The organism is Gammaproteobacteria bacterium (assembly GCA_019911805.1).
Taxonomy (GTDB): Bacteria; Pseudomonadota; Gammaproteobacteria; order Thiohalobacterales; family Thiohalobacteraceae; genus JAHJQQ01.
In genome coordinates, this window is sequence record JAIOJV010000077.1 from 64,724 (window position 1) to 87,401 (window position 22,678).

14 protein-coding genes are annotated in these 22,678 nt (G+C 51.6%); 10 read left to right on the forward strand and 4 right to left on the reverse strand.

Annotated features, from left to right (window positions below; all coding sequences use genetic code 11):
- Nucleotides 1-5: 5 nt before the first annotated feature.
- The 4 genes from K8I04_09475 to K8I04_09490 form a co-directional block, all read right to left on the reverse strand.
- Entirely contained in the window at nt 6-215 is a 210-nt protein-coding gene (locus K8I04_09475) for a hypothetical protein (protein MBZ0071939.1), read from the reverse strand.
- 138 nt (nt 216-353) lie between these two features.
- A complete protein-coding gene (locus K8I04_09480) occupies nt 354-722 on the reverse strand; it encodes a metal-dependent hydrolase (GenBank protein ID MBZ0071940.1) in 369 nt (122 codons plus the stop codon).
- A gap of 273 nt (nt 723-995) precedes the next feature.
- Nucleotides 996-1,259 carry a hypothetical protein gene (locus K8I04_09485; protein MBZ0071941.1) on the reverse strand — a complete coding sequence of 88 codons (264 nt, stop codon included), beginning with the start codon at nt 1,257-1,259 and terminating at the stop codon, nt 996-998.
- A gap of 58 nt (nt 1,260-1,317) precedes the next feature.
- Entirely contained in the window at nt 1,318-1,491 is a 174-nt protein-coding gene (locus K8I04_09490; protein MBZ0071942.1) for a hypothetical protein, read from the reverse strand.
- 186 nt (nt 1,492-1,677) lie between these two features.
- Here K8I04_09490 and K8I04_09495 point away from each other — a divergent pair, with 186 nt between their 5' ends.
- The 10 genes from K8I04_09495 to K8I04_09540 all read left to right on the forward strand — a co-directional run bounded on the left by K8I04_09495 (nt 1,678) and on the right by K8I04_09540 (nt 22,678).
- Nucleotides 1,678-2,610, forward strand: a complete 933-nt coding sequence (locus K8I04_09495) for a WYL domain-containing protein (protein ID MBZ0071943.1) — start codon at nt 1,678-1,680, stop codon at nt 2,608-2,610.
- 6 nt (nt 2,611-2,616) lie between these two features.
- Entirely contained in the window at nt 2,617-5,472 is a 2,856-nt protein-coding gene (locus K8I04_09500; protein ID MBZ0071944.1) for a DEAD/DEAH box helicase, read from the forward strand.
- Nucleotides 5,469-7,301 carry an AIPR family protein gene (locus K8I04_09505; GenBank protein MBZ0071945.1) on the forward strand — a complete coding sequence of 611 codons (1,833 nt, stop codon included), beginning with the start codon at nt 5,469-5,471 and terminating at the stop codon, nt 7,299-7,301. The genes K8I04_09500 and K8I04_09505 overlap by 4 nt, the downstream gene beginning before the upstream one ends.
- A gap of 18 nt (nt 7,302-7,319) precedes the next feature.
- Complete coding sequence (locus tag K8I04_09510; GenBank protein MBZ0071946.1) at nt 7,320-7,535, forward strand: hypothetical protein; 216 nt, start codon at nt 7,320-7,322, stop codon at nt 7,533-7,535.
- On the forward strand, nt 7,522-9,876 hold the full coding sequence (locus tag K8I04_09515; GenBank protein ID MBZ0071947.1) for an AAA family ATPase: 2,355 nt from the start codon (nt 7,522-7,524) through the stop codon (nt 9,874-9,876). The genes K8I04_09510 and K8I04_09515 overlap by 14 nt, the downstream gene beginning before the upstream one ends.
- Before the next feature lie 16 nt (nt 9,877-9,892).
- Entirely contained in the window at nt 9,893-11,587 is a 1,695-nt protein-coding gene (locus K8I04_09520) for a site-specific DNA-methyltransferase (protein MBZ0071948.1), read from the forward strand.
- On the forward strand, nt 11,584-14,268 hold the full coding sequence (locus K8I04_09525) for a DEAD/DEAH box helicase family protein (GenBank protein ID MBZ0071949.1): 2,685 nt from the start codon (nt 11,584-11,586) through the stop codon (nt 14,266-14,268). The genes K8I04_09520 and K8I04_09525 overlap by 4 nt, the downstream gene beginning before the upstream one ends.
- Nucleotides 14,269-14,388: 120 nt before the next feature.
- Nucleotides 14,389-16,353 carry an ATP-binding protein gene (locus K8I04_09530; protein ID MBZ0071950.1) on the forward strand — a complete coding sequence of 655 codons (1,965 nt, stop codon included), beginning with the start codon at nt 14,389-14,391 and terminating at the stop codon, nt 16,351-16,353.
- A 176-nt stretch (nt 16,354-16,529) separates the two neighbouring features.
- On the forward strand, nt 16,530-19,247 hold the full coding sequence (locus K8I04_09535) for a PD-(D/E)XK nuclease family protein (protein MBZ0071951.1): 2,718 nt from the start codon (nt 16,530-16,532) through the stop codon (nt 19,245-19,247).
- On the forward strand, nt 19,244-22,678 hold the full coding sequence (locus tag K8I04_09540; protein MBZ0071952.1) for a UvrD-helicase domain-containing protein: 3,435 nt from the start codon (nt 19,244-19,246) through the stop codon (nt 22,676-22,678). The genes K8I04_09535 and K8I04_09540 overlap by 4 nt, the downstream gene beginning before the upstream one ends.

Genomic DNA, 22,678 nt, shown 5'->3' on the forward strand with positions numbered 1-22,678 from the left:
CGTGACTACATGTCATCTTCATACCAGCCGTCCGGATCAGCACCTGAATCAGCTCGTCCGGTACGAAAATTGTGTTCACCGAATAGGTCCGAACCATCACCCTGCGGGCGATCATTGGCTTCCGGTTTATCGGTCGATGCAAGCACTCCGACAAGCGTAGCCAAAAAGACAACACCAGCCTTAATAAGCGAGAGAATCCGTTTTATGACGTTCATCGATTATTCCTTTCTGTTCTGGGATGCGAATGGTCACGGTCATCAGAGCGCCAAAGTGAAGATCACTGATGAATCATCACACCACTTCATCAATGAATGATAGCCGATGAAAATGGGGCCTTGGCCTACACTGATATTTTAGACTCGGCCAACGAACGGCAGTGACCGGCTGGTTAGCGCATCCAGCGCCAAGTGGCTCAGATAAGCGGCGCCGCCAACCAATAAGACTCCTCGTATTATTTTCTCGACTTCATCCTGCGGTTCCCAATGGTAGACCTTACGCATTCCTGCAGCCAATAAACCAAGCACCACGACGCTATGGAAGAACTGTCGATGGTTTGGGTTTCCTAAGGCAGGTTCGATCATGTCCGGTAGTCTTCCCAAGAATGCGCCAACGGGTATGGCAGCAGCAGGATGGTGCAGGGCGCAAGATTTCTCTGGCGTATCGTTTTGGGTCATGACAAGCGCAGCAATAGCGCCCGCGAATTGGTGGGTAGGACCGTTCATGGGTTCTCCTTCAGTTATTTCAGTTTTCTCTTCACTTCATTAATCAAGTTGTCACAGCACCCAGACACCTCGAATGTCAGTGAATCAAGATTACGGCCTTTCACTTTGATTCTGGGTTTCTGGCCATGTTCAGGGCAGCGTGCCGATCCGACAGTTTTGGATATCGAGTCCTGTACTGATTGAAGCATGGCAGACTCAAGTGCATCCCCCACGTTTCGTGGAGACACCTTCCTGCCGTTTATTTCAAAAGAGATGTCGATCATTTCGTTGCCCTCAATTGAACGTATATTCTTTCCAGGGGATCCGACTCGGATGGATGTTCCGCAAGAAACTCACAATATCTTTTCGACCCCAGTAGGTAGGAGTGCCGTGTGCATCCTGTCCCATCAGCACGACCGGCATGCCTGGGAACAGGGGCTGGAAAGATTGCGCTGCCTGCTGGCACTGTATCTGTGAGTTCAAGATATGGTTTTTCACCACAGTAATCGCAAAAGTCACACCCTGTTCCTTAATCACCGCGCCTTGGATCTTGGTCATCGGGAATCCTCCGATATCAACTATTGAATGAGCCCCCATACAGCAAGGGGGCAGTTCACTACTTCTCTTTTGTTACGCCTTTGAAAGGGGTTTTGCTGGATGTTTTGACATCCATAAATTGCCCGGTCTCGGCATCGCGTTTAACCCAGTTGCCAGCAGGGGTCCTGGTCTGTGAGCGCTGTTTGACAGCGCCATTTCGGTGTCCGTCGCCTTTGGGAGGATTGGTGGCCATGTTGGTCTCCTGTGCAAGTTAAAGAGCAGGTAGAGACCATCTCTACCCTGCGGATATTCTATAATCATCAAAATGATGATGTCAATAGACCAAAAAGAGCGCAATAAGAAAAAAGATTACCATAAAGCGTCATTTTAGGGCAGAATATCTGACTACTTGGACCAGGGGAGAAAATTTACGGTGCATCTGTCAGAAATAAGCCAGGCACAAACAGAGCGGTTATCCCACATTGATTTCAGGGCCTATTTCCTGGGGGAGATTGGTCGAAGTGATCTTGTGTCCCGGTTTGGTATAGGGGAGGCGGCTGCGACACGCGATATCACCCTCTATAGAGAGCTGGCGCCCAAAAATCTCGAATACGACACCAAGGCCAAATCTTATGTAATGTCCGAGGCGTTCAAGCCCCTTTTTGATTATTCACCTGCCCAGGTACTGGCAGCACTCTCTCAAGGCTTTGGTGAGGATTTTGTTGGTAGCCACAAGCCGATGATTCCCTGCGAAACACCGGCCGAGCTGAATAGCCCCCTGTTACCGGTACTCGCTGTTCTCACGCGTGCTATCCACCACAAGAAGGTGGTTCGCATTCAGTATCGTTCAATCGGATCAGGATTAAGCCGTCGTGAAATAGCCCCCTTTGCGTTGGTTGACAATGGTCTGCGTTGGCACGTGCGGGCTTATGACCGCAAACGCCAGTTATTTACTGACTTCGTCATTACCCGTATCGCAGATCCAGTAATCACTGATGGTAAACCACAAGAACATGAAACACGTGAAGCGGACATCCAATGGAATCGCATCGTTGAGATGGAGCTGGTGGCGCACCCGAAGTTGCCACACCCGGAAACTATTGAAATGGATTACGCCATGCAGGAGGGTGTACTAAAGGTCAATGTGCGTGCGGCCGTGGCGGGTTATGTACTTAGACGATGGAACGTGGACTGTACGGAAGATCACAGCCTAAAAGATACTGAAGATAATAGTCAGAAAGGGGCAGAGTATCACCTGTGGCTTCGGAACAGGCAGGCGCTATACGGTGTTCATAATCTGATGTTGGCGCCGGGTTATACAACGGAAATAGCCTCTGACGATAAGAAAGAACAAGTATTGGGGAAACGCTAAGGGACGATGATTACCGACTACCACGCCAAATACTTTGCTCACGAGCTGACCAAGCGTTGTTCATCGGACAGCATTGAAAAGCTTGCAGGAGCCGTAGCCAGTGCGCAGGTTGATCTGAATCCCCACCAGGTCGACGCGGCCCTGTTCGCCTTCAAGTCGCCGCTCTCCAAGGGTGCGCTGTTAGCTGATGAAGTAGGGCTTGGTAAAACCATTGAAGCCGGCCTTGTATTGTCACAGAAGTGGGCGGAACACAAACGACGTATCCTGGTAATTACGCCCTCAAATCTACGCAAACAGTGGCATCAGGAGTTGACCGAGAAGTTCTTCCTGCCTTGCAGGCTGCTGGAATCAAAATCATACAACGCAGCGATTAAGCAGGGTCAGTTCAGGCCATTCGAGGGAGCGGAAATCATCATTTGCTCATACCAGTTTGCCAAAAACAAGGCGGATGACGTGCAAGTGGTGCCATGGGATCTAGTGGTTATCGACGAAGCGCATCGACTGCGTAACGTCTATAAGCCGAAAAATGTCATTGCCAATACACTTAAGACTGCGCTTGCTGGCAAGGATAAGCTGTTGCTTACAGCAACACCGTTGCAGAACTCACTACTGGAGCTGTTCGGTCTGGTGAGCTTTATCGATGAACATACCTTCGGTGACCTCAAAAGCTTCCGTGAGCAATTCGCAAACCTGAATCAAGAGCAGGTGTTTCATACCCTTAAGGCAAGACTCAAGCCTGTCTGCCATCGTACCCTGCGTCGGCAGGTCACGGCGTACATTCCTTACACCAAACGTTTGCCTTTGGTGGAAGAGTTTACACCGGAGGAAAGCGAAGACCGGCTTTACCACCTCGTCTCCGAATACCTGCAACGGGATAATTTGCAAGCCTTGCCTTCAGGACAACGATCCCTGATGACCTTGGTGTTGCGCAAGTTGCTGGCCTCATCCACCTTTGCCATCGCCGGCGCACTCACTACCATTTCTAATCGCCTCAAAGCCAAGTTGGGCAAACAAGAACCAGCAGAATCGCTAGAGGATGCGCTGGATCAGGACTACGAAGCGCTGGACGAAACCGCCGAGGAATGGACAGACGACGAACCCGCCGAATTACTCAGCGAGGAAGATCGAAACGCGCTTGAGCAGGAAATCGCCGATCTTGATGCATTTGCCACGCTCGCCACCTCCATCGATCACAATGCAAAAGGTCTGGCGCTGCTCAAAGCACTGGATATCGCCTTCGCCAAAGCCCATGAGATCGGTGCAGCGCAAAAAGCCATCATTTTCACAGAATCACGCCGCACTCAGGATTACCTGTTACGTTTGTTATCGGACAGTCCTTTTGCGGAGGGAATCGTCCTGTTCAACGGCTCAAATACGGACGAACGATCCAGGCAGATCTATAGCCAATGGCTTGAGCAACATCAAGGAACCGACAGGGTAACAGGTTCCCGTACCGGCGATATGCGATCGGCACTGGTCGATTACTTTCGCGAGCAGGGCCGTATCATGATTGCCACTGAAGCCGGTGCTGAGGGTATCAATCTTCAATTCTGTTCACTTGTGGTTAATTACGATCTGCCCTGGAACCCGCAACGCATCGAACAACGCATTGGTCGCTGCCACCGTTATGGTCAGAAGCACGATGTCGTTGTGGTCAATTTTCTCAACCGTAAGAACGCCGCTGATCAGCGTGTGTTTGAACTGCTATCAGAAAAATTCCAGCTATTCGAAGGCGTTTTCGGCGCCAGCGACGAAGTCCTCGGCGCCCTCGAATCCGGCGTGGATTTCGAAAAGCGCATTGCCGCCATTTACCAGCAGTCACGCAAACCGGGTGATATCCAGGCGGCCTTCGATCAACTCCAGCTCGAACTGAGCCTGGAAATCAACGAGTCGATGACCCAGACGCGCCGCAAGCTGCTGGAGCACTTCGACGATGAAGTGCGCGAAAAGCTCAAGGTCCGCGACGAAGCCTCGAAAGCCTACCTCAACCGCTATGAGCGCTTACTGATACAACTCACCCGACATGAGCTGGATGGCCATGCTGAATTTCTGAGTGATGCCTCATTCCGACTGAAAACACAGCCCTTTTCTGGGTATGCGGCAGCCATTCCGCTGGGTTTATACGAGCTTCCCCGCCGTACCGGAGAAGCTCACCTTTATCGCCTTAACCATCCACTCGCCGAGACGCTGATGGCACAGGCGAAAGCGCGCGATTTATCGCCTGCGGAGATTCACTTCGACTATGAGCTTCATGAAGGCAAGGTTACCTTGCTGGAACCGTTCATTGGAAAATCCGGTTGGCTTGTTAGCACCCTGTTTACTGTCGAGTCTCTTGATCAAGCGGAAGATCACCTCATCCTCGCCGCGATGACGGATGAAGGGCATATTTTAGATGAAGAAATAGCGGCGCGGCTTTTGACGCTACCTGGAACAGTTATCGGACAAGCGCCACCGAATATGAATACCTCGCAACTGGAAGTCATTATTCAAAACCGAAAAGCCTCAATTCAACGTGACATCTCCGAGCGCAATGCCCATTTTTTCGAGGCCGAGGCTGACAAGCTCGATGGTTGGGCAGATGATTTGAAAGTCGGATTGGAACGGGAGATCAAGGAACTCGATCGACAGATCAAGGAAGCACGACGGGCTGCCACCATTGCACTCACGCTGGAAGAAAAGCTCGCGGGCCAAAAACAGATCAAGACCATTGAAGTGCAGCGCAATCAGAAACGGCGCACCTTGTTCGATGCGCAAGATCAGGTGGACAAACAGCGAGAGGAGTTGATTGCGCAAATTGAGGGGAAGCTACAACAGCAAACTGAATTGCGCCAGCTTTTTACAATTCGATGGAGTATCAGATGACAGCGGAGATCCCCATCGAAATGCTTCATTTACCACAGAGCCTACGGACCCTCTTTACAGGAATGGTTCCGGAAGCCGCTTCCGGGACGCCGGATGAGCGTGAGAAGAATTTCCAATCGCGGGCTTTGGCTGCCTATGCCATTCATAAGCTAGGTGGTGCTTCTATCGATGAGGCCGTCGGCTCGATTGTTGACGGAGGTGGTGATGGTGGTATAGATGCAATCTTTCATGCTGCGAATACTCACATATTATGGGTCGTGCAATCGAAATTCATGGCGAATGGTCGCGGTGAGCCAGATTTGGGAGATGTCACGAAGTTCAAGACAGGTATAGAGAATTTGCTTCAGGGGAATTTTGGCGCTTTTAGAGAAAATGCCGCATGGAGAGAGCTGATTCCTCAACTTGAGTCAGTTTTCGGTGATGGCGCACTTCAAGTGCGCGCAGTTCTTGTTTATTCCGGAATTAACCTTGTCTCCGAAGATCGGCGGAGGCTGTTTGAGGATTTAAAACTGCGTTTCTCACCAGATTCCGAGTACATCGATACTCGTTTTTGTAACCTCACAACAGTGCATGATTGGATAACTGGTGCGGACCAAGGTCCCGGTGTTCCAGAAGTTGAGTTAACACTATTAAAGCCCGGTTGGGTGAGATCTCCGTATGAGACAGTATATGGACTGCTGCCATTAGCGGAGCTCGCGAATCTTTATGCTAGGCATGGTCGCCGTCTTATAGCTGCCAACATCCGCGCCTATAAAGGCAACACTGCGGTCAATGAACAGATTGCCAACACCGTTCGTGAAGAGCCAGACCATTTTTTTTATCTCAACAACGGTCTGACTGCATATTGCGAACGGCTCGAGGTCAGCAACCTTGACCGTGCCAATGCTGAACAGAAGCGCATAAAGGGTTATGGGCTGTCCATTGTAAATGGTGCGCAAACTCTTGGTTCGGTAGCACAAGTAATCACTACGGAACCTGCTCGGGCACCAGAAGGTTTCGTGTTTTTGAAGATTGTCTCTCTGGAACGGTGCGCGGATGACCGGGAGTTTGCGGATAGAATCACGCGAAGCACCAATTTCCAGAACCAGATTGGATTGAGAGATTTCGTGGCGCTGGATAATCAGCAGGAGACCATTGCAAATCAACTCACGCTTTCTGGCATCAGCTATCACTACAAGTCAGATGTCGAAGCACCATCCCCGGATGAGGCCAACTTTAGTCTGGAAGAGGCAACTAGCGCATGTGCATGCCTTGCACAGCTAGCAGATTGTGAATTCTGCGTACGAGTATTATCAAATCGCCAGTCACTTTGGTCAATGGAAGAAATATATCCACCTGAAGAACTGCTTCGGTCACGTTATTCGCGTGTATTCAGGCCTGACCGTTCAGCACGCACCATCTGGCGGGCTGTCCAGACCCAACGGCTGGTAGTCAAGACTATGCAGGATAATGGCCGGGCGAGCACAGGCATTCGCAAGGCGTTCTTTGAAAACGCACGATGGCTGGTGCTCAATGTGATTTTCCTAAAACTTCATCCAGAACAAGGTGAAGCTTTAAGGCTTACCGAAGCAGAAGCAGCGAGCGTGACACAAGCAACAGTAGAGTATGCTGAGGCATTACTTGAAACCTGTGAGGCGACCGGATTTGTCACGCGGCGGGTCAATACGGCCAGTGGGATGGAACCTTATGAGCAGGCACGGCATTTTCGCTCGATCTTTAGCGCGGCAGGTGACTGCCAGGTATTGCGCAATGCATTACTTACACGGCTTGCGCAGGCCGAGGCAGGTACTGGTGCACTGACACCAGTGCCAGGCACCCAGGCAACTTGAAATGGGGAAGGGTGGAAAATGACAACAAAAGTTCCAATTGAAAAGAATCCTAATGAATCATTAGCCGACTTGGTAGTAGCCAAGCTCGGAGAGAAAGGATTTGTTCCCGATGGCAAGTCGGAAGAAATTGCCAACAAATTGAGCGCCGGTACTGCGACGAGTGAAGATTGGAAACTGTGGGTCGATCTTGCGACATCTAAGAAACAGGGAGGTGACGAAGATGCCCAGGATTGAACAGCTTATTGTCGAAAATTATCGGGGAGCTGCTACTCGGCTTCAATTGGATTTCGATGGGGGTAAGCCGGTTGCTTTGGTATTTGGCGAAAACGGAACAGGGAAGACCACAATTGTCGATGCTCTTGACGCTGTCGGTAACTGCTCGAAAGGGTCTCTTGAAGACAAGAGTTCAACACGAGCACGTGATCACTTGCCAACGATCGGAAAAAAACCGGCTGACATTCTTATTACGCTGATCTCTGGGGCGAACACCTGGAACGCGACACTGGCGGGAGACAACCTTTCTACAAACCCGGAGCCTCGACCGAAAATCCATGTCCTGAGACGCAGCCACCTTCAAAAGCTGATAGAAGCGCAACCCGCCCAACGCTATGAGGCGCTGCGTCACTTTATTGATGTCGGTAAAGTAGAACGTGCCGAGAATGCGCTCCGTGATGCAGCATCAGGGGCTAAGACGGAATTCAATGCGGCTGTAAAAAGACGGTTCGACGCAGAGACGCAACTGCAAACGGTATGGGAAGCGGAAGGGAAACCTGGAACAAATGCGCTTGAATGGGCAAAAACCATTGCAGAGCACGATACCGTAAAGCTTGATCAGGAAATTGAACGATTGCGTTTGGTTCAATCCACCATTACGCGAGCCGAAACTTGTTTGATGGAGTGGCAACAGGCCAGAGCAACAGCTGACCAAAGGTTAGCGGAAACAAAGGAGATCGATGAAGAGGTAGCTAAGTTGCCTGGAGTCGATGCGCAACAGGCAATTAGTCTGGCAGGTGTTTTGAGGCAGGTTAGTCAACACCTCCAGCTTGGGACATACCCGGATGAATGTCCCGTATGTCGGCAGGGAATTCCACTAGATGAACTAAAGGCGGATATCCAAACGCGGCTTGTGGATCTACAACAGTATGATCAGTTGCGATCAAAACGTGATACCGCAAACCGCAATACCCAGCTTGCGAAGCAGGCCATTGAGAACAAACAAGGGGCATTACTCACAGCCGCCCGTGCCTTGGTCGACATCGTTCAGGCGGGCGATATAGCCATCATTACTGCTGCCAAAATCAACCAAGCAGACTATGTAGAATTTGCTAAGCAGGATGGGGGTGATGCGGCGATTACCATTAAACAGGCCGAACAACTGGTTGGCGAGCTCTCGGGCCTTAAGCAAGCACTGGCAGACAGTGAGACGGCAACGTCGAAAAAATCCGGCATGATCAACTCGATTCGCGTCCAGTTCGAGCAGGTGCAAGAAAGTACCTCGGTTTCGGAAGAGTTGGCCCAACTGCAAGCAGCGCTTCAGGATGCTTACGATACGGCACGGCTTACGCGGATCGAATTTACACAAAAGATACTCGATGACATCGCAACCGAGTGCAACCGGCTCTATGCTCTCATTCATCCTAATGAACCGATCGCAATATCCAGGCTTGCGCTCGACCAGGGCAAACGGGCCTCGCTGAGTCAGGCCGCCACATTCGAGGGGCATGACAATGTTCCGCCACAGGCTTATTTTAGCGAATCACATCTGGACACCTTGGGATTCTGCTTTTGGCTGGCATTAGTTAAACGTGAGAGCCCAAATGCAGATGTGGTCGTTGTGCTCGACGACGTCTTTACGTCGGTGGACGCACAGCACATCAACCGGATATCGCAACTCATTACCGATGAAAGCAAGAATTTTGCACAGGTTATCGCGACTACCCATCAGCGGCTATGGCGGGATATTTATCGTTATCAGCATGGTGCCGGCAAGCTGACTCAGATGATTGAGTTGCAGCGCTGGAGCCTCTCTAAAGGTATCTCCAATTACAAGACAAGACTCGCTGTTGATGACCTCATCGCCTCTATTGCAGCAGCACCATTCGATAGACAAGTAACTGCCTCCAGGGCTGGAATACTGCTTGAAGCAGTTCTTGATTGGCTAGCACTACAATACCGTTGCCGTGTTGCCCGTACCCATGATGGCAGTTACACACTGGGCGAATTGCTGGACGGTACCGAAAGTTTGTTTAAGAAACTGGAAATCCACCGCCCTGATCTTGATACTTTAGGGCAATCCAAGAATCCCGCCCAATATGTTGCGAGCAAAGTTGATGGAATAACTGGCCAAATCCGTAGCCTGAACTTTTTACGGAATCAGGTAGGTGCACATTTCAATACGGCTGGTGCTGCGATTTCAGATGCGGACATCCAGCTATTTGCCGACATGACGGTCAAGTTTGCAGAAGCGTTAAGCTGTGAAACATGTGGCCAGATACCGGGCAAGAAGACGGCGGCTTATTTTCAATGTAGTTGCACCGCACCTTTCGAGGTACGGATGCAGCCAATACAACTATAGAAGTAGAAATTCACGTATGACTAGAAAACAGAAACTAGAACTCACCTGGATAGGTAAGGAGAACAGGTCCAAGCTGGAGCCGCGGATTCTGCTAGAAGACCCGGAGAAGTCCCACCACGCCAAACATCGGGTGACGGAGAACGATATCTTCGACAATCGGCTGATCTTCGGGGACAACTTGTTGGCGCTGAAGGCGTTGGAGGCGGAGTTTTCTGGGAAGGTGAAATGCGTGTTCATCGACCCGCCCTATAACACAGGTAGTGCGTTCCAACATTACGATGATGGGGTGGAGCACTCAATTTGGCTTTCGCTGATGCGCGATAGACTTGAGATCATACGGCGGTTGTTATCGGAGGATGGTTCACTGTGGATCACAATAGATGACAACGAGGCGCATTATCTTAAAGTGTTGTGCGATGATGTGTTTGGGCGAGCCAATTTTGTTACGAATGCGATTTGGGAGAAATCTGACAGCCCAAGGATGGACGCGCAATTCTTTTCAACTAGGCATGATCACATATTAGTTTTTTCAAAAAACATTTCAGAGCTGAGGCTAAACAAAATGCCGGAAAGTGCGGCTGATATTCCAGCTCACTATGATAAAATTGATGATGACGGAAACAAATATTACTTGAAACCTCTGAGAGCCATGGGGCACGAAGATCGTAGAGAAGATAGGCCGTCTATGTATTTTAAACTCACTGCACCCGATGGTACAGATGTATTCCCGAAAAAACAGGATGGTAGCGATGGTCGTTGGAGATGGGGTGCTGATAGATTTGAGAAGGATTTGGATAAAGTAGAATGGGTAAATGGAAGGAATGGATGGACACCTTACTATCGTATTTTTGCTGGTAAGCATGCAGGCAGACCGCCTGAAACAATTTGGTTCCATGCTGAAGTTGGCAGTAATAGAACATCGAAGGCTGAGGCAAAGAAGTTATTTCCAGATGAAACGGCGTTTGGAACACCAAAGCCGGAAGCATTACTGCAACGTGCTATCGAATTAGCGACAAATCCGGGCGATCTCGTCCTCGACTCCTTCGCCGGTTCCGGCACCACGGGCGCGGTAGCCCACAAGATGGGTCGCCGTTGGATCATGGTAGAGCTCGGCGACCACTGTCATACCCACATCATCCCGCGTCTGCAAAAAGTCATCGATGGTGAGGACCAGAGTGGTATTAGTAAGGCTGTCGATTGGAAAGGCGGCGGCGGTTTCCGCTACTACCGGCTCGCGCCCTCGCTGCTTGAAAAGGACAAGTGGGGCAATTGGGTCATCAGCAAGGAATTCAACGCCACCATGCTGGCGGAAGCGGCCTGCAAGCTGGAGGGCTTCACCTATGCGCCGTCGGATGCAGTGTATTGGCAGCACGGCCATTCCACCGAGCGGGACTTCATCTATGTCACCACGCAAAGTCTGACCGCCGACCAGCTTAATGCCTTGAGCGAGGACGTGGGCACGGAGCGTAGCCTGTTGGTGTTGTGCTCCGCCTTCCGGGGTAAGGCGGACCGCTGGCCAAACCTGACAGTGAAGAAGCTCCCCCATGCGGTACTCAAGCGCTGCGAGTGGGGGCACGATGATTACAGCCTTAAGGTGGAGAACCTGCCGGAGGCGCCGCCTGACCTCACTCCTGAACCCTCTTTCAGTAGGAAAGGGCAAAAAGAAAATCTCGGCCAACAGGGCCTTTTTGACGAGGAGGCCGGGCAATGAACCGACATGTAAATTCCATTGCCGGCCGTCTGAGCCTGCGCCCACCGCAGCGTCGCTCTCTGGAGATTCTCGATCGCATTACAGAGATTGCGCCACCGGGGAAAGAAGCGGATATCAATGCTGTGCTTGAGATTATCCGCAGCGAGTTTCCGACGGTTACCGATTTTGAGCGTGAATTTCCTTCGCTGTGTTTCGCCCTGGCCACCGGCGTAGGCAAGACAAGGCTGATGGGTGCGTTCATAAGCTACTTGCATCTGGCCCATGGCATCAATAACTTCTTCGTGTTGGCGCCGAATCTTACCATTTACAACAAGCTGATTGCAGACTTTACGCCAAACACACCGAAGTATGTGTTCAAGGGCATTGCTGAGTTTGCGACCAATGCGCCTGCCATTATTACCGGCGACAACTATGACCAGCGTGACCCGGCGAGTGGCTCGTTGTTTGGTGGTGTGCGGGTCAACATCTTCAATATCTCCAAGATCAACTCCGAAGTTCGAGGCGGCAAATCGCCCCGCATCAAGCGGTTGTCGGAATACATCGGTGAGAGTTACTTCGATTATTTGGCCGGGTTGCCTGATCTGGTGATGTTGATGGATGAATCGCACCGCTATCGTGCGAGCGCCGGGATCAGGGCGATCAATGAACTCAAACCGATTCTGGGGCTGGAGCTGACGGCGACGCCGTTCGTGGAATCTGCTCGCGGCGCAGTGGCGTTCAAGAACGTCATTTACGATTACCCGCTGGGCAGGGCCATGGCCGACGGCTTTGTGAAAGAGCCGGCGGTGGTCACGCGCAAGGACTTCAACCCGGCTGGGATGTCGACGGAAGAGATTGAGCGCTTGAAGCTCGAAGACGGCTTGCGCCTGCACGAAAGTGTCAAGGTGGAGCTGGAAACCTATGCTCGCGAAAGTGGCAATGCCATCGTCAAGCCCTTCCTGCTGGTGATTGCGCGGGATACCACTCATGCGGGTCAGTTGTTGTCCTTGATTCAATCGGACGGATTTTTCGAGGGACGCTACAAGGATAAAGTTATCCAGGTGGATTCCAGCCAGACCGGCGCGAAGGAGGATGAGATGGTGGAGCGCCTGCTCAAGGTCGAGCATACCGAGGAGCCGACGGAGATTGTCATTCACGTCAACATGCTCAAGGAAGGCTGGGACGTAACCAATCTTTACACCATTGTGCCGCTGCGTGCCGCCAATGCCCGCATCCTTATCGAGCAATCCATCGGACGTGGTCTGCGTTTGCCTTACGGTAAACGTACCGGCGTGACCGCCGTGGACCGGTTGAACATCGTCGCCCACGACAAGTTCCAGGAGATCATCGAGGAGGCCAATAAACCGGATTCTACTATTCGCCTGCAGGCGGTAGTGCTGGATGCAGATGAGCTGGGACAGAAAACAGTCACGGTGGTGTCGCAATCACAGCTGGCCACCCGACTGGGATTCAAGCCTGCACAGGTGACGAGCAGTACGACCGTGGCCGGGCAGGATGAGGCGCCTGCATTCAGTAAGCCAGAAGAACAAAAAGTCGCGCAGATTGCCTACGAGGTTATCAAGCAATATGAAAATCAGCCGCAGTCATTGCCGACGGTCGAACACTTGAAGAAGCCGGAGATTCAGGCCGCCATCGTCAGAGCGGTCGAGGAGCAACGCACGCCCGGACAAATGGAGCTGGAAGGCGTGACCGAGAAGCCGGATATTGCCGCCGTGGTGGCCAGGACCGTGGAGCTGGTCACGCAACAGACGATCGATATCCCACGCATCCTGGTGGTGCCTCGGGGTGAGGTGCAGTCAGGCTTCAAACCTTTTACGCTGAACCTGGATACGTTGAAGTATCCGGCAGTGTCAGATGAGCTATGGATTCAGACGCTGCGCACCAATGAGCGTGAAGTACTGGCACTTGGGCGTGGCGGTATCGAGGAGGCGCGGCTAGAAGATTATGTGGTGGGCGGACTCGTGGATTTCGATGATATTTCCTACGATGAGCATGCCGACTTGCTCTATGACCTGGCGTCACAAACGGTGCGCCATTTTCAGACTTATCTCTCCGATGAAGATACACGCAAAGTGTTGCGCTGCTTTCAACGGGATATCGCACGGTTTATTCACGTGCAGATGCAGGAACACTATTGGGAAGAAGCGGCAGGGTATGAAGTGAAGGTCAGCAAGGGCTTCACCGAACTGAAGCAGAGCGCCTTTACCTCTTCCGTGCAAGAACCGCCCGCCGATTACAGGGTTGCTCCAGCGGACAAGAGCAACATGGCGAAATACCTGTTCGGTAATTTCCAGCGTTGTCTGTATCCCGTGCAGAAATTCGACTCCGACACGGAACGCAAGCTGGCGGTGATACTTGAACGCGACGCTATTCGTTGGTTCAAGCCGGCAAAAGGGCAGTTTCAGATCTACTACAAGTCAGGCGCTGACCATCTGGAATACCAACCGGACTTCGTGGCCGAGACTGCCGACACGATCTACATGTTGGAACCAAAAATGCGCAAGGAACTTGATGATCCGATTGTTATTGCCAAAAAGGAAGTGGCGATCAAATGGTGTGTAAATGCATCGGACCATGCGAGCACCTATGGCGGTAAGCCATGGCGCTACCTGCTGATACCGCATGATGAGATTGCTGAGAACATTACTCTTGGTGGATTGGCCGACCGGTTTGGAAAATAGCATAAAAGCCGTTGCCTGCGCTCAAGGGAAACGGACACGGCAAATAGTTGGTAGCGTCGCAGTTGGTTGGTAATTGAGGTAAGCGTTGATAGGAAATGCAACAGTAAATAGAAGGTACTAATGAAAATAGCAAAACGCTGTAAGGTTGAGGTTAGGAAAGATTATCTTTCCAAGGTTGCTGCAAGTTCAGCGAAGACAGCGCTTGCGGAACTGATTTGGAACTCGCTTGATGCTGATGCAAGGAATGTCAATGTCAATTTTACAGTTGGAACAATAGGTACCGAACGAGTCACTGTGTCAGATGATGGTACCGGGATTTCTTACAAGGAGGCTGAAAACCTTTTTATTTCATTGGGCGGGTCTTGGAAGGCATCAAAGCAGAAGACTGAAAGCGGAAGGTTTCTACACGGCAAGGAAGGGGAAGGTCGATTTAAGGCATTTGCTCTGGGTAGAGTTGTGGATTGGAAAGTCACGTACAGCGAAGAAGGGAAGTTGTACAATTACACAGTCGAAGGCAAAGCAGATGCACTGGACGAATTTGTTCTAAGCGATGTTGCTGAAAGTTCCCGCAAGACTACGGGGGTAACTGTCGAAGTATCCGAGTTGGAGAAAAAGTTTCACGTTATTGATCCCGAAAAGGCGCTAGACCAGATTGCGCCGCTATTTGCACTTTATCTAAGCAACTATAAAGGGGTGACGTTGGCAATCGCGGGTGAGAGGGTTGATCCCGATGCTCTGATTCGGAATCGTCAGTCTTTCGCTCTGTCTCCGATTGATGTGGCTGATGAACCGCGAACAGCGGAACTAGAAATCCTTGAGTGGGATAGCCTGACCGATCGTGAAATTTGGTTTTGTGACGCGAGGGGATTCCCGCTAGAACCCTACGTAAAGCAAATTCGGGGGATAGGTAATTTTGGTTATACAGCATATCTTAAATCTGATTATTTCAGAGATCTTCATAATGAAGGTCTCCTATCGCTTGGGGAACTGGAAAAAACTATTCAGCCAGTCTGTGACGAGGCGGTTAAGGCGATTAAGGAATATTTTATTGCGAGGCAGTTGGAGGAAGCGAAGGATCAGCTCGAAGAGTGGAAACAAGAAGAGGTCTACCCTTACCAGGGGGAACCTGTTACTTCGGTAGAAGAGGCGGAGAGAAAAGTTTTTGATATTGTTGCAATCAATATAAACCAAAACCTTCCTGATTTTAGTGAAGCTGATAGAAAATCAAAGCAATTCCAATTCCGCATGCTGAAACATGCAATTGAGAAAAGTCCAGAGGATCTTCAGAAGATACTAACGGAAGTTCTCAATCTTCCAAAGGCAGCACGGGAGCAACTCGCGTCACTCCTGGAAGATACGTCGTTAACATCAATAATTAATGCATCTCGAATAGTTGCGGATCGCATCAATTTCGTTACAGCGCTAGAACAACTACTTTATAACTACAAAGATCATCTGAAAGAAAGAAGTCAACTCCATCGATTGCTGGCGAAGAATACATGGATTTTCGGGGATGCCTTTACATTATCTGTAGATGACAAATCCTTAACTGAAGTTCTCAGGAAACATGCTGAACTTCAAGAGATCGAAACGATAATCAACGAACCAGTTTTGAGAATTGATGGAAAAAAAGGAATCATTGATTTGATGTTGTCTCGTCAAATCCCCCGTAACCACGAAGACGAATTGGAACATCTTATTGTTGAGCTTAAAAGGCCATCTGTCAGTATAGGAAAAAAGGAAATTGATCAGATAGAAAGTTACGCATTGGCTGTAGCTAAGGATGAACGATTTCGGGGTATGGATACAAAGTGGCACTTCTGGATAATCTCAAATGATTATGACGACTATGCGGACATAAAGCTTAATGCCGAAGGAAATAAGGAGGGTGTTCTGTTCCGCTTCACAAAAAATATGGATGTTACGGTGTGGCTTAAGACTTGGTCACAGTTGTTACGGGAAAACAATCACCGGCTACGTTTTATCCGTGACAAGCTTAACTACAACATAGACAGTGAACAAGCGATGCAGCACTTGAAAAAGACATACTCGGAATACATCGAAGGTATTCGAATTACAGAATAACGAGTTCAGAGTATTTGACAGACCTGCAATTGCAGATAGACAACTGGTTTCTGAAGATTGAGAGGCAAGCTTAACACGGTAAAATCTACAACGCCTATTTTGTTCATGGTAGTACTACAGTACGACCTGGCTGCAATAGATCATTAGGTAGAACATTTATAATTAGGGAAGCATGTGTGATTGAACAACAGACAATTTCTTTGTCGGAGGTATTCAAAGCTCTGGATTGCGGTGTAACGGTAGTTACCGGAAACAAACGTTTGGCAAGTGTCACTCGCCAGGCCTTTGAACAAGCGGCGATAGACAAAGACCTCGAAGTTTGGCCAACACCGGATGTATTGCCCTGGACTGCCTGGTTACAGAGGGCCTGGGAAGAGGCCATGGTTTCGGGGGCCGCGCCGGCGCCTGAACTCTTGCTCACATCCCAGCAGGAACAGCGTGTATGGGAAGACATCATTACAGAGAGCGTAGCGGATCAGCCATTACAGCAGGTGACTGGGACGGTGCGTCGGGCACAGGAAGCGTGGCAGTTGATGCAATCGTGGCGCTTATCATTGAATGATGCAGCATTTCGTTACAACAGTGACAGTGCGGCATTTTGGAAATGGGCATCAAGATTCGAGGCCAGGTGTACGGAGAAAGGCTGGTTGCCCCTCGCTCGTCTTTCAGGCGAGCTTCAGCGCAGCGTTCAGACAGGAGCATTGACGACGCCTACGGAGCTGGTATTGGTCGGTTTCGATGAGCTGACACCACAGCAGCAGTCGTTATTACAGACGCTGGCCGAGTCGGGTTGCGATGTACGCTGGATGCAACTCGCAAGTAAGGAGAGTCAGGCAGCTAAAATCGGGTGTGTTGATGTGCGTGCGGAAGCCGCAACAGTCGCCCGCTGGGTGAGGCAACGGCTAGCTGAGAATCCCGAGCTGGAGATCGGCGTCGTTGTCCCGGAACTTGCATCGCAACGGGATATCGTGATTCATGCGTTTGATGAGGTTCTGGTTCCGCATGCATTACAGCCGGGGCGTCAATCTGTTGCACGACCCTATAACATTTCGCTAGGTCCGCCGCTGAGTGCGTATCCCATAATCAGCACTGCGTGTAAGCTGCTCGGCCTATTGGCACCGACGATTAGTCTTGAAGACGCGGGTAGTTTGCTTCGTTCACCCTTCATTGTAGGGTGGGAACAGGAAGCCAGTGCTCGTGCATTACTGGATGGGCGATTGCGGGAAACAGGCGAACTTAATGTGGCGTTGAAGACGCTACGCTATCACGCCTCACAAACCAACAAGCCATATTCATGCCCTGTATTTACAGAAAATCTTGATGCCTGGGTGAAGGCGGCGCGGGATTGCCCGCGTACAGATAACCCGGGACACTGGTCAGAGAGATTTGCGGGTTTATTAAAAGTCATTGGATGGGCGAGTGGGCGTCCATTGTCCAGTGAAGAGTACCAGGCCGCGGAGGCATGGCGAGAACTCCTGGGCACGTTTGCATCACTGGAGCCGGTAGCGGAGTCGATGACCGCATCCACTGCGGTGGCTCAACTACGGAGCATGGCCGGGGAACGAACGTTTCAGCCGCAAACCGGGGCGGTACCGGTACAGGTGCTGGGAATACTCGAGGCCAGCGGGCTCCAGTTTGATTGTCTTTGGATTATGGGTCTTCATGACGGCACCTGGCCAGCACCCCCGCGACCGAATCCGTTCATACCGTTGCCTTTGCAGCGGGATGCCGGACTGCCGCATTCTAGTGAAGAGCGTGAGTTACACGTGTCGCGAATGATGACCCGTCGGATGTTGACCAGTGCGGACGAGGTAGTGGTGAGTTTTCCGCAGCGCAGTGGTGATGAGGAACTGCGCCCTAGTCCTCTTATTGCTGATCTCCCCAGCGTGGATCCGGAAGCCTTACGTTTGTGGATCGCGCCAACATGGCGGGATGGCGTTCACCTTAGTGCCAGGTTAACCACGTTGGAGGAAGACCCTGCACCGCCCCTGGAGAATGAAGAAGTCAGTGGCGGCAGCGCGGTTTTCAAACTCCAGGCCGCGTGTCCATTTCGCGCCTTCGCGGAACTGCGGTTGGGCGCGCGTGCACTAAGGCAAGCGGACATTGGATTGGATGCCATGGCCCGAGGGTCATTGATGCACCGTGTTCTCGAGAAAGTGTGGCACGCATTGGACTCGCACGCGCAGCTCGTTGCCATGGATGCCGCGCAGCTCGAAGCCCTGGTTAACACGATGGTGGGCGAGGCGATAGAAGAAATAGCCAACAGGTATCCACAAACATTTACTGGGCGCTTCCGGGAGATGGAAGCCGATCGTCTGTGTCGGCACGTGCTGGAATGGTTGGCGTTGGAGAAACAACGTATGCCGTTTCGTGTTGTTGAGAAGGAGGAAAAACACCAAGCGACTGCCGGAGGGGTCCGCGTTCAGTTGAAAATCGACCGCATCGATGAACTGGCCGATGGCCGCCAGATTGTGATTGATTACAAGACCGGCGAGGTAAAACCCGCTCAGTGGTTTGGGGAACGACCTGACGAGCCACAACTGCCGCTCTACAGCATGGCGGTTGACGGTGATATTGCCGGCGTACTATTCGCGCAAGTGAAGGCGGGTGGTATGGCGTTCAATGGGGTGGCTGCAGACGACGGGCTTGCGCCTGGCGTGAAGTCCTATGAAAGCCTGAAGCAGACACGCGAAGCGAACTCGTGGTCGGAGGTGCTGCACGATTGGCGGGCAACGATGGAGAGTCTGGGTGAGACTTTTCGCAATGGAGAAGCATCGGTGGATCCGAAGCAGTATCCGGTCACCTGCACCTACTGTGAGCTCAAACCATTGTGTCGTATCAACGAATTGACCGTATTGGATGGCGAGTCTTCCGAAACGGAGGAGCCGTCATGAGTGAACAGAAAAGAATAGCCGATCAAGAAGCACGCTCACGCGCGCTCGATCCATCAACATCGTTCATTGTTCAGGCGCCGGCGGGTTCAGGGAAAACGGGGTTGCTTACCCAACGGTTTCTCGTACTGCTGACAGGTGTCGACGCGCCGGAAGAGATAGTCGCGATTACCTTTACTCGTAAAGCGGCAGGTGAGATGCGCCAACGGATATTGGAGGCATTGGAACGTGCTAAGAATGATCAGCCTCCGGAGAAGGATCATGAAAGACATACCTGGGAGCTTGCCCAGCGAGCACTGATACGTGACAAAGAACAGGGATGGCAGTTGCTGGATAATCCGGCGCGCCTGCGCATCCAGACCATCGACTCTCTCTGCACGACATTGGCAAGGCAGATGCCTATCCTCTCCCGATTTGGTTCGGTGCCGGCTATTGCCGAAGATGCCGAACCCCTCTATCTCGAAGCGGCCAGGAACACCATTGCAGAGTTGGAATCTGGCGCCGAATGGTCGGATGCCGTCGCGCACCTAGTACAGCATCTGGATAACCGACTGGATAAATTGCAGGGTCTGATTTCGACCATGCTTGCGCGACGTGATCAATGGTTGCGTCACGTTGCCGACCCAGACCACCCAGGACTGGAACGGGAAAACCTGGAAGCGGCTATGGCCCGTCTGGTCATTGATGCGCTGGGTGAACTGGCAAGGCATGTGCCCGAGACCTGCGGACCGGAACTGATTGAGTTGGCCCGGTTCGCTGCGAGTAATTTAGAAGGCATGGATTCCCCTATTGTCGTTTGTGCCGATCTCCAGGACCTGCCAAGTGTGCAAGTGACGGATCGCGCACAGTGGGAAGGACTTACGGAATTGTTGTTGACCAAGGAGGGTACTTGGCGGAAGAGCCTGACGAAGAATCAGGGATTCCCAGCGCCGAGCAGTACGAAGAATAAAGACGACAAGGCCCGCTTTACTGAGATGAAGCAGCGTATGGGGACGCTGTTGGAGTCATTGCAAGGTGAGGATGTATTTCGCGAACAGTTGGCTTTGTTGCGAGAGTTACCACCTCATCAATACACTGATGGTGAATGGGAGACCTTACAGGCCCTGGTTGAACTGTTGCGCATAGCGGCAGCTCACCTGGAACTCGTGTTCAGTGAACAAGGTCAGGTGGATTTTCCCGCTTTGGCCCGGGCAGCCATTCAGGCACTGGGTGAACCCGAAGCGCCAACGGACCTTGCACTGGCTCTGGACTATCGTATTCGCCACTTATTGATGGACGAGTTTCAGGATACTTCGTTCAATCAGTACGAATTGCTCAAGCGATTGACGGCCGGATGGCAGCCGGAGGATGGTCACACCTTGTTCGTGGTGGGTGATCCCATGCAGTCCATTTATCGTTTCCGCGAAGCGGAAGTGGGGTTGTTTCTCGCTGCAAGAGAACACGGGATTGGTCAGGTGCCGCTTGAGTTTCTCCGTCTCGCGGTCAATTTCCGCTCGCAACAGGGGATCGTCGACTGGATCAATCAACGCTTTCCGGACGTACTGCCGGCAGATGACAACGTTACCGGTGGTGCCGTGTCCTATGCACCGTCAACAGCCTTTCACCCGCAATTGACAGCGGATGCCGTTACCATCTATCCATCGCTCGTCCCTTCATCGTTAAAACGCGATGACATCGCTGAAGCACGCCAGGTCGTGTCGATTGTCCAGCAGGCAAAGACAGAGCACCCGGATGGTACGACCGCAATTCTTGTTCGAGGCCGCACTCATCTGGTGGCGATTGTTGAGCAGCTCCAAAAGGCGAATCTCCGTTTTCAGGCCGTAGAAATCGAGCGATTAGCACATCGGCCTGTTGTGCAGGATCTGCTGGCGCTGACGCGGGCATTGAGCCATATCGGTGATCGCATCGCGTGGTTGGCAGTGCTTCGTGCACCGTGTTGTGGGTTGACGCTCGAAGATCTATACGCCCTGGCAGGAGACGATTCTAGTCGATCAATTATCGATTTGCTTCATAAAGAGCAGCGCATAGAACAACTGAGCGAAGATGGCCGAAGCCGTATCGCCCGAGTGTTGCCTGTCCTGGATACGGCGCTCTCGGAACAGGCGCGGTGTTCCCTGCGGAGTAGCGTGGAAGGGGTGTGGACCGCGCTCGGTGGCCCGGCCTGTGTGGCTGACGAAACCGATCTAGAAGATGGAGAAGTGTACTTTCAACTGCTCGAAAAACTCGGCAGCGCAGGGGATGTACCGGATATCCATGAGCTGAACAAACAGGTTGAACAGCTCTTTGCTTTACCCGATGTGGAAGCGAACGATTCCCTTCAGCTCATGACCGTTCATAAAGCCAAAGGACTGGAGTTCGATACGGTGATCATGCCCGGACTTGGCCGTATTCCACGGCATGATGACGAGAAGTTGTTGCATTGGTTAGAGCGTGGTCGTGAGTCAGGCGATAGTGACCTTCTTCTTGCACCAATTAGCGCACACGGCGAGTACAAGAACCCGATGGCGGCATACCTGCAGCGATTAGATAAAGTGAAGGGACGTTTTGAAGACGGTCGTTTGTTGTATGTTGCCGCGACCCGGGCAAAGCAACGACTGCACCTTTTGGGGCATGTTGGCCTTCAGGAAAAGGACGGTGGACTTGAGTTAAAGGATCCACCTAAAGATTCACTGTTGGCGCGCCTGTGGCCTGTTGTAGAAAATGATTTCCAGTCTCTTCTTGCCGAGCGCGATGTCGAAACACTGTTACCGGAAAATGCGATTGAACCGGTAGTCCACACCGCTGTGCGAACCCGGTTAGCGCTGGACTGGTCACTGCCAGCCCCGCCGGAATCCATTCAGGTGACTGACACGACAATGGAGAGTGTAGTAGGCGAGTTGATAGAGTTCGGTTGGGCAGGAGAGACTGCGAGGCACGTTGGTACTGTCGTGCATCGATTGCTTCAACACATAGGGACAATGGGTATTGACCATGTTGAGGCAGACGACTTGCGCCGTTTTGAGCAGGTTGGTCGTAAAATGCTGGCACGCCTGGGAGTGCCGGAGGCACGTCTCAAAGTTGCACTTGAAGAGATAGGTGCGGCTCTGCAGGCTGCGCTAGAAGATGAGCGGGGCCAGTGGATTTTGAGTGGACTGCACGAAAAAGCGAGCTGTGAGCTGGCGTTGAGTAGCAAACGCGACGGCGGCATAGACCACATGATTATCGATCGGACATTTGTGGACGAGCATGGCACACGCTGGATCATCGATTACAAAACAGGTGCCCACACCGGCGGTGGTGTTGACGAGTTTCTTGATAGAGAGCAGGAGCGCTATCGTCAACAGCTGGAACGTTACGCAAGCATCATGAGTAAGATGGAAGAAAGACCGATTCGACTAGGACTGTATTTTCCGCTGCTAGGAGGGTGGAGAGAGTGGTCATTTCCTACGAGCTAA